Genomic DNA, 13336 nt, shown 5'->3' with positions numbered 1-13336 from the left:
AAACAAGACCGGAGGGTGAAGCATCAACGGTCACGCCAGGAATATACTTTGCTTTTACTATGGACACATAAATTGCGACATCCGCATTAAACTTTGATCGGTCGTCTACACCATGACCCTCTTTGCCGCAGGCAGCTGATGAGCTGCTCGGGCACATCGTTTCCGAGAGAGCTCATCGATATCTTTTCTCCTGCTGAAAAAATAAAATTCTTACCAAGTATATCTTTGTGATTAAATCCATGGAAATTTCAAGGTGTTGCTTTTTTTGCCGAAGCTGGGTTATTAATTTGTTTGGATTTTTTCCGACAAATGATACAGGTCATATCGAAACATTGCTATTTCATGATTTTTTTAACCAAAGATTGAGATAGCTTTCCTCCGGGATAGCGAAATGGCAGGTCAAATTTTGTCGTCTGTTTTAAAATACTCTTACTATGGGAAAAAGTGTCAAAACTGTGTTTTCCGTGGTACGCTCCCATACCGCTGTTTCCTACCCCGCCAAATGGGAGGTGGGGGTTTGCCAAATGATAGAGTGTATCATTGATGCTTCCGCCGCCAAATGATAAATATTGTATAATCTGTTGCTGTGTCTTGCCATTTTCCCCAAAATAATAAAGTGCCAATGGCTTCTCTAGTGGCTTAAGTCTTTCTACAGCTTCTTCGATATCCTGAAAACTGAAAACAGGCAAAATCGGTCCGAAAATTTCCTCCTGCATGATTTCATCTTCCCAGGAGACTTGATCTATAATCGTTGGTTCAATCATCAGGTATTCCCTGTCCACATTGCCTCCGTGAAGAATAGTTCCTTTATTTAAATAGCTTTCCAGCCTATTGAAATGCTTTTCGTTAATGATTCGGATATAGTCCTTGTTTCTTAATGGTGATTTACCATAAAAAGACTTGATTTGCTTTTTCATTTCTTTCAGTAGTTTAAATTTTACTTTTTCATGCACATACAGAAAATCCGGTGCGACACAGGTTTGGCCGGCATTGGTAAATTTCCCCCAAACAATCCGCTTGGCCGCATGCTGGATGGAAGCATCCTTATCTACAATTACCGGACTTTTCCCTCCCAGTTCCAGGGTAACCGGTGTAAGGTGTCTGCTTGCTTCCTTCATAATTATTTTTCCAACAGGCGTACTGCCGGTAAAAAATATATAATCAAAGCGCTGTCTCAACAACTCCTGGCTGATCTCTTTGTCTCCCTGAACTACTGTAATATATGAAGGATCAAAAGTTTCCTTAATCATCTCTTCCAGAATAATGGAAGTTGCTTTTGCATACTCTGATGGTTTAATAATGGCACAGTTCCCGGCAGCAATGGCTCCGATTAGAGGAGCAAGCGCCAATTGCAGGGGATAATTCCAGGGCGAAATAATCAGGCAGACACCGTATGGCTCCTTAAAAATATAGTTTTTCGTCCCTTTATGTGTCAAAGGTGCATTTACCTTCTCTGGTGCCATCCATTCCTGCAGATGTTTCAAGGCAAAATCAATCTCTGTATAAAGGAGCCCCAGCTCAGTCGTTAATGTCTCATGTTCTGATTTATTCAAATCAATTTTCAAGGCATCATAAATGTCGGTTTCATAGCTTTTAAGCATTTTTTTCAGCAATTGCAATTTTTCTTTACGGATGGAATATTCAATAGTATTGCCATTCATAAAGAAAGACCTTTGGTTATTTACTAACTTCTCCATTTCCTCCATGTTTATCTCTCCTCTTGTCTGAGCTGTCTTTACCTTTTGCCGGTACCGTATAAAATCTTTGTAGGGATCTATACCATCAACCGATAAAAATCGGATGCAACCTCTGTTTCAGGGAAAATCTTTTTTGCTTCCTGCAATAGGGCTGCGCTTTCTTCTCTCTGATAGCGGGACGAAATGTGGGTCAGTACAAGACGACTGCAGTTATTCTTTTTTGCCAGGTTTGCTGCCTCTGTTGCCGTTGAATGAAAATATTTATGTGCCAAATCCCTGTTTTCATGACGAAAGGTGGATTCATGCACCAGTACATCGGAACCTTTAACAAAATCACCGAATGCTGATGGATAACGGGTGTCTCCTAAAATGGTAATAACCTTACCGGGTTTATCAGGACCCACCACGTCTTTCCGGAAAATAACCCTCCCGTCCTCCAGGGTGACTTGTTTTTTCTCTTTTATTTGCCGGTATACTGGTCCCGGCTCGATCCCGAGATTTTTAAGTTTTTCCACGAGCAATTCACCAGGTCTGTTTTTTTCAACAATACGAAACCCAAAGGTAGGTATTTTATGGTCCAGTTCTTTTGCATATACGGCAAATTTGTCATTTTCGAACAGGAATCCTTCAGAAATTTCTTCTATTTCCAATGGGTATGTTAAAGTGGTCTCACTTAAACGTAAAGTTTTTTCTGTATATTCCTTGATTCCCTTTGGACCGTAAACCGTTAATGCCTCTTTACCTCCTTGAAATGAACGGCTGCTTAATACACCGGGTAATCCAAAGATATGATCACCATGCATGTGGGTAATAAAAATTTTGTTTATTTTGCCCGGTTTTATGGAGGTGTGAAGCATTTGATGCTGTGTTGCTTCTCCACAGTCAAACAGCCAAATGCTGTTAAGTTCCTGTAATAGTTTCAGTGCGATGGATGATACATTTCTTTCCTTTGAAGGAATTCCTGCACCAGTACCAAGAAAAAAAAGTTCCATATGAAATCCTCCACCTTATTACTTCCAGCCTCGTTCATATTGCTTTGGCGCTTCCAATGCAAAATTTAATTCATCTGCAGCTGCTTTTGGCCAATACGGATTTTTTAAAAAAGCTCTCCCGATAAAGACGAGGTCAGCACGTTCGTTTTGTATAATTTCTTCTGCCTGAATGCCGGTTGTAATTAAACCGACGGCTCCTGTTGCCGTATGTGCAGCCTGTTTTATTTTTTCAGCCCGTTTCAGCTGGTAGCCGGGATAAGTTGTCATACCGGCCGGTACAACTCCGCCTGAGCTGCAGTCAATTAAGTCTATTCCCTGCTGTTTCATTTTAGATGCGAAATAAAGAATATCTTCAAAAGAATTTCCATTGTTATCGTATTCGTCTGTGGAGATCCGTATAAAAAGCGGACCTTCCCATTCCGTTTTTATTCCTTCAATAATTTCTTCTATTATCCTATATCTGTTCTCTTTTCCGCCTCCATATTCATCATTCCGTTTATTCGACAGAGGTGATAGAAACTGATTCAATAAATATCCATGTGCAGCGTGAATTTCAATAATATCAAAGCCTGCTTTTCTTGCTCTGCGTGCAGCAAGTACAAATGCTTCTATCGTTTCTTTTATATCATTCAATGACATCTCCGAAGGAACCCTGGAAGCTTCATTAAAAGCAATAGGGGAGGGGGCATGGATTTTCGATGGAATATTTGCTTTCCTTCCGGCATGGGCCAATTGAATAGCGGATTTTGCTCCGTATTGATGTATTTGGTCATTCAGTTTTTTAAATCCATTTATATGGGCATCATCCCATATCCCCAGATCCTGAGGAGAAATTCGTCCGATCTCTTTAACTGCAGTTGCTTCCACCATGATAAGTCCGGCACCGCCAACCGCCCTGGATACATAATGCGTCTGATGAAAATCCGTCAAATGCCCATCTTCTTTCATCGACGAATACATGCACATTGGCGACATGACAATTCTATTTTTTAATGTAGTTGATTGAAATGTAATTGGTGAAAATAATTTTGACATACAACTCCTCCTGTCCCATTTATCGAATAAAGTTTCGAATCGCCCGGGCATGATCCGGAACATCAGTAATTATACCGTCCACCTGGTATTTAATGCAGCGGATGATACGCATTTTTTTGTTTACTGTATATACTCGGAGGGGCATGTTTTTTTGCCTGCTTTCCTCCACCAACGCTTTATGTAATATGTTGTATTTTACATGAAGGGCATTACCGCCAATTTCCTTCACTGTACCAATAATATTTTTTAACCTTTTTGAAGTCAGAAAGGCAATTTCCACATGATCCCTATATTTTTTTAAACGTTTTATGCTGTTTGGATTAAATGTGGATAGTGTGGTACGATTTAGTAACCGATAGTGATTTACCCTTTCATAAACGAAGCTTTCCAAGTGTCTGTAATCTATTTTATTATTTTTAAGCTCTATATTTAAATATAATGACTTATTTGCAGCCCATTGGAGAAATTCATCCAAAGAGAGAATATGTGCTCCTTTATACTTATTGGAAAACCAGCCTCCTGCATCCAGGTTTTTCAGCTCGTGAAAGGTAAAATCCCTGACATACCCATAACCGTCTGTTGTTCTTTTAACATTTTCATCATGTATTAATACAGGTATATCGTCTTTTGTCAGCTGTACATCTGTCTCAATCCCGTCCGCTTCCATTCTATAAGCCAGATGAAAAGCGTGCATCGTGTTTTCAGGTGCGTATTTACTCGCTCCTCGATGAGCAATTATTTTTGTTTTCAATACTTTCACCTCTTTAATGATTGTGATTTACTTTAGGAAAAAAGTCAATTTATTTTAAACCCGGCATACACGCAAGGTTCACTGATGAATGTCCGCAAAATGTATGCAGGTAAAAATTATCGTCCCCTGAACTGTCAAGGAGGTAATAGAAAGATGGAATGGCAAACGAAAAAGGAACTTACTGACTTATTATGTTCGCTTGTGCAGTACCCGAGTATTACAGGCTCGGAAGCGGAGATTGCAATTGCAGAGTACGTACATACACTTTTAGAGCAAAAACCATATTTCAAATCAAATCCTGACCATTTGCAACTCCATCCGCTTGAAGACGGAAGAAGACTTGTGACAGCGCTGGTTAAATCCACTTCAGAAACAAAGGAAACAGTCATTCTATTAAGTCATTTTGACGTTGTAGGAGTAGATGATTATGGATCTTTAAAGAACCTTTCTTTCCAACCGAGAGAGCTGACGGAAGAATTGAAAAACAGGAAGAAACAACTGCCTCAATCAGTACAATACGATTTGGAGAATGGAGACTGGCTGTTTGGCAGAGGAACGATGGATATGAAAGCAGGTCTGGCGTTACAGCTATCGATGCTGGAAAAAGCGATGGATGGTCAATTTAACGGTAATGTTTTATTGCTAAGCGTGCCGGATGAAGAAGTAAATTCAAAAGGGATGCTGGAAGCTTTGCCGGCGATTGATCTCATAAAAAAGGAAGAGGGACTCACTTTTAAGGCTTGTTTAAACAGTGAACCTTCCTTCAGCAAATATCCAGGCGATCCCAATCATTACATTTATACAGGTTCTGTAGGAAAAATTCTCCCCGGGTTTTACTGTTACGGCAAGGAATCACACGTGGGAGAACCCTTTTCCGGAATAAACCCCAATCTGATGATTAGCTTTTTGTCCCAGGAAATCGAATTAAATGATTCATTTATTGAAAAAGCGGAGGAGGAAGTGACACCACCGCCGGTAAGTTTAATGCAGCGGGACTTAAAAGATGAATATTCAGTTCAGACTCCCCAGGCCGCAGTCGCTATGTTTAATGTATTGTATTTGAAACAGACTTTTGAAACATTGAATGCCAAACTGCTCCGCTGTGCTGAGGAAGCTGCGAAAAAGGTAGATGTGTATGTACAGAATAAAGCTGCAGGGTTCCGGAAAGCCGTGTCGGATTTTTCCATCCCGGTTTCCAATGTAAGCGTGATAATGTATGAGGATTTGTATGCCGAAGCAGTTAAGCAATATGGAGAAGCAGAAATAAAACGCAGGCAGAATCTCCTGGTAAGTCAGCGCAATAAAGGAGACCGTGATTTTTCCACTTTACTCGTACAGGACCTTGCCGCTTTATGCAAGGAAATGGCACCGATGATCGTCTTGTTTTACAGTCCGCCATTTTACCCAGCGGTGTCCTCCTTCCATGATCCTTATATAAGAAATATAATCGGTCATATTCAGCATTATGCCAAAACCAATTACGATATTTCTTTTACGGAAGCAGCTTTTTTTACCGGTTTGTCTGATTTAAGTTTTATAGGATCACCATCTTCTGAAAATAAACTTGGGAAGCTGACAGACAATCTTCCATTACAAAATAACGGTTTTGTCTTTCCAAGTGATGTAATGGAGCGGTTGACCATGCCGGTATTAAATATAGGCCCATTGGGCAAAGATCCCCATCAATGGACAGAACGGCTTGAAATCACATACAGCTTTGATTATCTGCCGCGTATTTTAACTGAAGCTATTCATCAATTATTGGATAATCAATACGCTGCTTAAACTGAAGAAAAAAACATGAATTTTTCATAGGCTTATCCCTGTTAAAGGACAGCGATAAGCCGATTTTTTTATAAATTAGCCAAGGAACAATCGTAAGTTCAGCTATGTGATGAATCAGCTTCGGGCAAGTTTATCTTTTAACTCATTTTCCGACATATGTGGTGAAATGACTAAGGAAAATGCTGAAATATACTGTAATTGAGAGGTGTTAAGGGACGAAATTGATATAAAATACTACATCGAATTACAGCTGAGAATGGAAATTGACTGTGATCTTCTCCTGTTAATTGCACACTACAGGATACAGATCCCCTACATGATTAGAGCATAGAAAGGTGTTTCCGCAAAACCGCTTTAAGAGCGCATCTCCAGTTAGTTCAAATGACAAATTTGTGAATAAGGTGTACAATAACAGATAAACTGAATGACAATTCATTTTGGGGGAGCTTACATGAGAGATACAATCAGCAGGATTACGATCCCGACACCGTTTGCAGTTGGGGATACACATATGTATTTATTAAAAGGGGACAGGCTGTCTCTGATTGATGCAGGGGTAAAAACGGAACAGGCATGGGAAGCCTGTAAACAGCAACTAAAAGAGCATGGTTACGGCCCCAATGATATTGAGCAAATTATATTAACACATCATCACCCGGATCATATTGGTTTGATAGAACAATTTCCGCGCGCAGAGAGCATGATTGCCCATAAAAATGTGGATTTATGGTTAACAAGGGATGAATCTTTTTTTCATAGGTATATACAGTTTTTTAAATATGTTTTTGTCGCGGGTGGAATTCCGGAATATTTGCATGGTTTCCTTGATCATATACGAAGTCCTTTGCAATTTTCCGGTAAAGGCAAGCTGACTTCTGTAATTGAGGAAGGCGACATTTTACCCGGACATGAAGAATGGCAGGTGATTGAAACAAAAGGACATGCTCAAAGCCACTTGTCTTTTTTCAGAGAAAGTGACGGTGCGTTCATTGCGGGTGATCATTTGCTGTATCATATATCACCGAACCCGCTGATGGAACCATCCATCGATCCAAAAGAGGAACGGCCCAAGCCGATGCTTGGTTACCGTAATAATTTGAAGAAATGTTTATCACTTGGAATAAATACTGTATTTCCCGGGCATGGAAAGACATTTAATAAAGTGGAAGAGATTATTACCAAACGTTTAAAGAGCCAGGAAAAACGCGCGGAACAAGTGTTTCTTATGCTGAAAGATAAACCACAGACACCATTTCAGTTATGCCGGCAGATCTTTCCTTCCCAATTTGAAAAACAAATTGACTTAACCATGTCGGAAACGATTGGTCAGCTGGACTATCTGGAAAATGAAGGCCGGGTTGGAAAAACCATGGAAGGAAATTTGGTATATTACTATATTAAATAAGAACGTGGAGGTTATTTACTGATAAATACTGGCTATTGAACAGGCTGGGACATAACTAATTTTATTCGAGAAAGACTTAATAACTATGATTTGTTCGGATATGCTTAGAGACTTTACCGTTATGTCCCAACCTTCACTCATTACAGCTGTAAAGTCAACGATGCTGTGTATATTTATTTAATTTGGTAATTTGCTGCAGTTGAAGGTATGTTTCATTATCCAATGGTTCTTCAAAGTTTCCAATTATATTTTCTTCTGCCTGTTCCTCAGAACTTGCTCCAAAAACAGCACTGGACAAAGCAGGATGCTTTAACACATATTTAAATGCAAGCTCATTGAAGGGTACTTCACTTATATTTTTGATTTTGTCGTATACTTCTTTTAATTCCTGATAGGAGTAGTCCAGATACCCATCTTTACCTTTCCTTTCCATTATTGACAATGCATCGCTGCTCAGTATCCCCTTTGCCAAAGGCCCGCGGGCAAGCACACTAATGCTGTTGGCGTGAAGCAGATCCAATATTTCCTCTTCCGGTCTTCTGTCAAGGAGACTGTATTGTACCATTACTGCGTCGATATTTGATTTTTTTACATATTCCCGAATAACGTTTGGCCGAATGGAGGAAATGCCATATGCGCGAATCAGACCTTCCCTTTTTAAATCTTCGAAAGCACCAATTGATTCATCTATATTATCCTCTATTGTTCCGCCATGCAACATGTATAAATCGATATAATCCGTCTGCAGCCTTCTCAGACTGGCCTTTATGCCATTTTTAATATGGTCCGCGGATGGATCCCAGTACCAATCTTTGTTCTCCTTATTAAAATGATTACCTACCTTGGTAGTTAAAATAATGTCATTTCGCTTCTCCTTAATCACACCACCAATAATTTCTTCATTCAAACCAAAATCGTATAAATCTGCTGTGTCAAGATGATTCACTTCCATATCCAGTGACTTATCAATAATTCGGGCAGCTTTTTTGCTGTCTGTTCCAAGAGACATACAGCCGAGCGTTAACGCACTCACTTTCATATCCGATTTCCCCAATTGATTTTTTATCAAATTTATCAGCCTCCATCCTATTTTCAGGTTGCTTATATTGTAAGAATACCCACTTCGTTTTACAACTATTTCACAATGGATGAACAAGTAGTGTAAAATAGAGTAAATATAAATTACATGGTTTTACATAAGGAGAAATTAGATGCGGAAATTTGAAGAAAAAACGATAAAAAGCGAAAAAATTTATGACGGAAAAATAATTGAGGTACAAGTGGATGAAGTGCAACTGCCCGACGGAAATACATCAACAAGGGAGCTGGTCAAACATCCGGGGGCAGTAGCAGTCATACCCATTACGGAAGAAAACAAAATAGTCTTAATAGAACAGTACCGTAAACCGCTGGAAAAATCGATAATAGAGATCCCGGCAGGCAAAGTGGAAAATTGGGAGAACCCGGAGCTGACTGCCATAAGGGAACTGGAAGAAGAAACGGGTTATACGACAAGTGAACTGTCTTTTGTAGCTTCATTTTATACGTCTCCCGGCTTTGCCGACGAGTTGATGCATATTTTCATTACAGATGATCTTATCCCCATGGAGAAGCCTGCAGAAAAAGATGACGATGAATTTATGGAAGTAATCGAAGTGACGCTGGATGAAGCAAAGCAATTAGTGGAAGAAGAAAGAATACATGATGCGAAAACAAATTATGCAATCCTGTATTTACACGCATTGGAGAGAAAATAAATGCTGGAGTCCTATTATGCCGACATGCATATTCATATTGGGAGGGATATGTATGGAAAACCGGTCAAAATAACAGGAGCGAAAAGCTTAACATTAACAAATATTTTAAAAGAAGCCGGCCGTAAGAAAGGTATTGATTTAATAGGGGTCATTGATTGCCATGCACCCAATATTCAACAGGAAATCATCAGGCTCATAAAGAACGGGGAAGCCTGTGAACTGGATGGCGGGGGCATTCGATTTGAAGATGTTACACTGATACCAGGTGCTGAAATCGAAATTTATGATGAGAACTGCCAAGGACCAATTCATGTGTTATGCTATTTTCCCACATTAACCAAAATCACCACTTTTTCCGAGTGGTTAACAACAAAGATGAAAAACCTTAATCTGAGCTCACAGCGTTATTATGGATCTGGAAAAGAACTGCAATATAAGGTGAAGGAGTTGGGAGGTATTTTTATCCCGGCGCATGTGTTCACCCCCTTTAAAAGCCTGTACGGAAAAGGTGTAAAAAAATCATTGCGGGAAGTGCTCCATCCCGATCTGATTGACGCCGTGGAACTTGGTTTAAGCTCGGATACTTTCATGGCTGACCAAATCAGTGAATTGCACGATTATACTTTCGTTACCAATTCTGATGCCCATTCCCTCGGCAAAATCGCAAGGGAATACCAGCAGATTGACATGAAAGAACCTTCATTTAAAGAGTTTGAGAAGGCATTGCATCAGTCCGGCGGCCGCAAAATTATTAAAAATTTCGGGATGAACCCAAAGCTCGGAAAGTATCATACAACTGTATGCAGCCAATGTTTTTTGCCGTTATCTCCAGATACGCAAGAATGCCCTGAATGCAGCTCCCGAAAAATAATTAAAGGCGTTACAGAGCGCATACAGCAATTAAAGGACAATGATCTCATGTTGGAAAATAGACCTCCCTATTTATATCAGGTACCATTGGAATATTTGCCTGCACTGGGCCCGAAAACATACCAAAAATTACTCGCCCATTTTGGAACGGAAATGAAGGTGCTGCATGAAGTACCTTTGGAAGATTTGCACGAAGCATTACCGGAGAAACTAGCAGCATCTATTATTCAAATGCGCGATGGCCTTCTCCCAATCAAATCAGGGGGCGGCGGCAAATACGGCAAAGTCCGGATCAAATAAAAAGTATAGTTATTTAGGCATGAATGCGTCTCTTATTTCATAGATTTTAATGATAGTACCATCTATGAAATGGAGGAAGCCGATGTATAATAATAGAGCACTGATCATGAACCATATGAAGAAGCACAGTACCATTTATTTATTTATGACTATCTTATTTTTAACAGGTATTATATTCGGGGCTATTCTTGTGAACAGCATGAATTTTGTACAGAAACAGGATCTGTTTTTTTATCTGGAACAATTTTTCGGACAAATTACCGAAAATGAAACCATTGAAAGTCATGCCATATTGAAGGAAAGCTTTTTGTTTCATATTAAATATTTAATATTAATCTTTATCCTGGGTATGTCCGTGATTGGCCTTCCATTTGTGTGGGTGCTCCTCTTCATTAAAGGCCTGGTAGTCGGATTCTCGGTTGGTTTTTTAGTAAACCAATTGGGACTGAATGGTCTTCTCATTGCGTCTGTTTCAATAGCACCGCAAAATTTATTAATTATACCAATTTATATTACAGCAGGGAGCCTGTCCATGATTTTTTCATTGAAGTTACTTCAAAAGTTATTCAGTCAAAAGGTTTCCCAACCTGTTTTTCAGCATTTCGGCAAATACATGGTTTTATTTTTATTTTTATTGGCTTTTTCCTTTGTCGCTGCACTGTTGGAGGCATATTTGGCTAATGAAGTAATGGAAATTATGATAAAATCATTTTACCAATAATGAAAATTACTTTATAATTATTATTAATACAAATTGATAATGATAATATACTTTGACACAAATTTCCCGGATGCATATAATAAAGATGGGATATGAGGGAGGGAGTCTGCCATGGAACATCGAATTGACCGGATAAAAAAGCAGCTTCATGCTCAAAGTTATAAGCTTACCCCTCAAAGGGAAGCAACAGTAAGGGTATTGCTGGAACGTGAAGAAGACCATTTAAGCGCCGAAGATATCTACCTGCTTGTAAAAGAAAAGGCACCGGAGATTGGTTTGGCTACCGTCTATCGGACCTTGGAATTACTTTCAGAATTAAAAATTGTGGATAAGATTAATTTTGGGGATGGTGTTTCCCGTTACGATCTGCGTAAAGAAGGGGCAGAACATTTTCACCATCATCTCGTATGCATTGAATGCGGGTCAGTGGAAGAAATCATTGAAGATCTGCTGCAGGAGGTCGAAAAAATAGTACAAAAAGATTGGGGTTTTCAGGTGAAAGATCACCGGTTGACATTCCATGGCATTTGTAAGCAATGTCAGGAAGTTACCGTAAAAGCTACTTAATAAAGAGCCTTTTTTCTCAGGAAGAAAGGTTTTTTTCTTTATTGAAAACATCAAAACTCTTTGCATTGCTGATCATCAGGATTATACTGAATGTGAAGCAGCCTTTTTACAGCAAGCTGTAATTATATAATTTTTGTTTCTATGGAAAGTTTGCCGGTTTCATGTATATTGTTATTATTTTATGGCATATCTTGTACTAAGACGCTATGGATATAAGAGGAGATATGTCTATGAAACGGATAGCATGGGATACATTAAAAGTATTTATTATATTTATTGCCTGTACTTTTTTGTTTTATTTTGGACTTCGTGCCATGCACGCCGAATATGAGAACTTTCACAGGTATGATCCCCCTGAAGGACCGGCTGTAAAAGTATTCCAGCAGGAACAAAGTTTTATCGATCGTTTAAATTTATTTTTTCGATTAGGGGAGTAAGCATGCTAAAAAATTCTATTGATGATTTCTTTCATTATTTACTGATAGAGAGAGGACTCTCCGAAAATACATTAACTTCCTATAAACGTGATCTGAATCTGTACACTGACTATATCGCCAAAACAGTGGAAAAGACAGATTGGAATCATGTAACCAGAAATGATATCATTCATTTTCTCCAAAATGTAAAAGACAGCGGTAAGTCTGCAGCAACCATTTCCCGCTATATTTCTTCCATTCGTGCTTTTCATCAATTTTTATTTCGGGAACAGCTCGTTTCCGGAGATGCAAGCATGCATTTGGAAATTCCAAAAAAAGAAAGAAAGCTGCCGGATGTATTATCTGTTAGTGATGTGGAAAAATTACTTTCGATAAAGGACAGTTCTGCACTTGCCGTAAGAAATGCGGCCATGCTTGAACTACTGTATGCAACAGGCCTGCGGGTCAGTGAACTTATTACGTTAAAGGTTAGTGACCTTCATTTAACGATGGGGTTTGTCCAATGTTTCGGAAAGGGATCAAAAGAAAGAATCGTGCCTTTGGGGGACGCAGCAAAAAATGCAGTGAAGAACTATTTGAATAATGCAAGAAACCATTTAATCAAAAAAAACAGGGATACCCGTATTCTGTTTGTAAATCATCATGGAAAACCATTAACAAGGCAAGGGTTTTGGAAGGTGCTAAAACAGGTTGCAAATCAGGCCGGAATTACTAAAACGATTACGCCGCATACGTTAAGACATTCCTTTGCAACACACCTGCTGGAAAATGGAGCAGATTTGCGGATCGTACAGGAGATGCTTGGCCATGAGGATATTGCGACAACACAAATATATACTCATGTGACAAAAGGCAGACTAAAAGATATATATAATACATATCATCCCCGTGCATAAGTGAGGTAACGAAAACGTTATTTTTTCACATAAAGCGGGATTTTTTGGATTGGAATATTTCCCTGGTTACGCGGAAGCTGACATACAAAACGTAAAATTTGGGAATATAAAAAAATGGAGGGA

The 13336-nt window shown here is 39.2% G+C and carries 13 protein-coding genes; 8 read left to right on the top strand and 5 right to left on the bottom strand.

The window, feature by feature from the left end; all coding sequences use genetic code 11:
• Positions 1 to 335 precede the first annotated feature (335 nt).
• The 4 genes from ACZ42C_RS04995 to ACZ42C_RS04980 form a co-directional block, all read right to left on the bottom strand.
• Positions 336 to 1706, bottom strand: coding sequence for an aldehyde dehydrogenase (locus ACZ42C_RS04995; RefSeq protein WP_461180607.1), 1371 nt, complete (start codon positions 1704 to 1706; stop codon positions 336 to 338).
• A gap of 68 nt (positions 1707 to 1774) precedes the next feature.
• Positions 1775 to 2689, bottom strand: a complete 915-nt coding sequence (rnz, locus tag ACZ42C_RS04990; RefSeq protein ID WP_461180608.1) for a ribonuclease Z — start codon at positions 2687 to 2689, stop codon at positions 1775 to 1777.
• An 18-nt stretch (positions 2690 to 2707) separates the two neighbouring features.
• Positions 2708 to 3724, bottom strand: a complete 1017-nt coding sequence (gene namA / locus ACZ42C_RS04985; protein ID WP_461180609.1) for an NADPH dehydrogenase NamA — start codon at positions 3722 to 3724, stop codon at positions 2708 to 2710.
• A gap of 19 nt (positions 3725 to 3743) precedes the next feature.
• Entirely contained in the window at positions 3744 to 4475 is a 732-nt protein-coding gene (locus ACZ42C_RS04980) for a glycerophosphodiester phosphodiesterase (RefSeq protein WP_464891331.1), read from the bottom strand.
• A gap of 153 nt (positions 4476 to 4628) precedes the next feature.
• Here ACZ42C_RS04980 and ACZ42C_RS04975 point away from each other — a divergent pair, with 153 nt between their 5' ends.
• The gene (locus ACZ42C_RS04975; protein WP_461180611.1) at positions 4629 to 6260 is read left to right on the top strand and encodes a M20/M25/M40 family metallo-hydrolase; all 1632 of its coding nucleotides are present in this window, start codon (positions 4629 to 4631) and stop codon (positions 6258 to 6260) included.
• Positions 6261 to 6711: 451 nt separating this feature from the next.
• Entirely contained in the window at positions 6712 to 7665 is a 954-nt protein-coding gene (locus tag ACZ42C_RS04970; RefSeq protein ID WP_461180612.1) for an MBL fold metallo-hydrolase, read from the top strand.
• A 154-nt stretch (positions 7666 to 7819) separates the two neighbouring features.
• Here the strand turns inward: ACZ42C_RS04970 and ACZ42C_RS04965 are convergent, their stop codons facing one another.
• Complete coding sequence (locus ACZ42C_RS04965; RefSeq protein ID WP_461180613.1) at positions 7820 to 8734, bottom strand: aldo/keto reductase; 915 nt, start codon at positions 8732 to 8734, stop codon at positions 7820 to 7822.
• Positions 8735 to 8876: 142 nt separating this feature from the next.
• On the opposite strand from ACZ42C_RS04965, the gene ACZ42C_RS04960 reads away from it, so the two are divergent.
• The 6 genes from ACZ42C_RS04960 (at position 8877) to xerD (ending at position 13213) form a co-directional block, all read left to right on the top strand.
• Complete coding sequence (locus tag ACZ42C_RS04960) at positions 8877 to 9422, top strand: NUDIX hydrolase (RefSeq protein WP_461180614.1); 546 nt, start codon at positions 8877 to 8879, stop codon at positions 9420 to 9422.
• Positions 9423 to 10592: an endonuclease Q family protein gene (locus ACZ42C_RS04955; RefSeq protein WP_461180615.1), complete on the top strand. Its 1170-nt coding sequence runs from the start codon at positions 9423 to 9425 to the stop codon at positions 10590 to 10592.
• Positions 10593 to 10674: 82 nt separating this feature from the next.
• On the top strand, positions 10675 to 11313 hold the full coding sequence (gene spoIIM / locus ACZ42C_RS04950; protein WP_461180616.1) for a stage II sporulation protein M: 639 nt from the start codon (positions 10675 to 10677) through the stop codon (positions 11311 to 11313).
• Positions 11314 to 11424: 111 nt separating this feature from the next.
• Positions 11425 to 11880, top strand: a complete 456-nt coding sequence (fur, locus tag ACZ42C_RS04945; protein WP_461180617.1) for a ferric iron uptake transcriptional regulator — start codon at positions 11425 to 11427, stop codon at positions 11878 to 11880.
• A gap of 230 nt (positions 11881 to 12110) precedes the next feature.
• Complete coding sequence (locus ACZ42C_RS04940) at positions 12111 to 12317, top strand: YqzK family protein (protein WP_461180618.1); 207 nt, start codon at positions 12111 to 12113, stop codon at positions 12315 to 12317.
• Between the two features lie 2 nt (positions 12318 to 12319).
• A complete protein-coding gene (gene xerD / locus ACZ42C_RS04935) occupies positions 12320 to 13213 on the top strand; it encodes a site-specific tyrosine recombinase XerD (protein WP_461180619.1) in 894 nt (297 codons plus the stop codon).
• The last annotated feature ends 123 nt before the right edge of the window (positions 13214 to 13336 follow it).

Source organism: Virgibacillus kimchii (genome assembly GCF_055379185.1).
The sequence above is the reverse complement of the archived record's forward strand: the minus strand, read 5'-3'. Positions and strand labels throughout refer to the sequence as shown.

Excerpts from the sequence above, each read along its gene's own strand:
- ACZ42C_RS04995 (WP_461180607.1), bottom strand. The coding sequence starts at position 1,706 with ATGGAGGAAATGGAGAAGTTAGTAAATAACCAAAGGTCTTTCTTTATG.
- rnz (WP_461180608.1), bottom strand. The coding sequence starts at position 2,689 with ATGGAACTTTTTTTTCTTGGTACTGGTGCAGGAATTCCTTCAAAGGAA.
- namA (WP_461180609.1), bottom strand. The coding sequence starts at position 3,724 with ATGTCAAAATTATTTTCACCAATTACATTTCAATCAACTACATTAAAA.
- ACZ42C_RS04975 (WP_461180611.1), top strand. The coding sequence starts at position 4,629 with ATGGAATGGCAAACGAAAAAGGAACTTACTGACTTATTATGTTCGCTT.
- ACZ42C_RS04970 (WP_461180612.1), top strand. The coding sequence starts at position 6,712 with ATGAGAGATACAATCAGCAGGATTACGATCCCGACACCGTTTGCAGTT.
- ACZ42C_RS04960 (WP_461180614.1), top strand. The coding sequence starts at position 8,877 with ATGCGGAAATTTGAAGAAAAAACGATAAAAAGCGAAAAAATTTATGAC.
- ACZ42C_RS04955 (WP_461180615.1), top strand. The coding sequence starts at position 9,423 with ATGCTGGAGTCCTATTATGCCGACATGCATATTCATATTGGGAGGGAT.
- spoIIM (WP_461180616.1), top strand. The coding sequence starts at position 10,675 with ATGTATAATAATAGAGCACTGATCATGAACCATATGAAGAAGCACAGT.
- fur (WP_461180617.1), top strand. The coding sequence starts at position 11,425 with ATGGAACATCGAATTGACCGGATAAAAAAGCAGCTTCATGCTCAAAGT.
- ACZ42C_RS04940 (WP_461180618.1), top strand. The coding sequence starts at position 12,111 with ATGAAACGGATAGCATGGGATACATTAAAAGTATTTATTATATTTATT.
- xerD (WP_461180619.1), top strand. The coding sequence starts at position 12,320 with ATGCTAAAAAATTCTATTGATGATTTCTTTCATTATTTACTGATAGAG.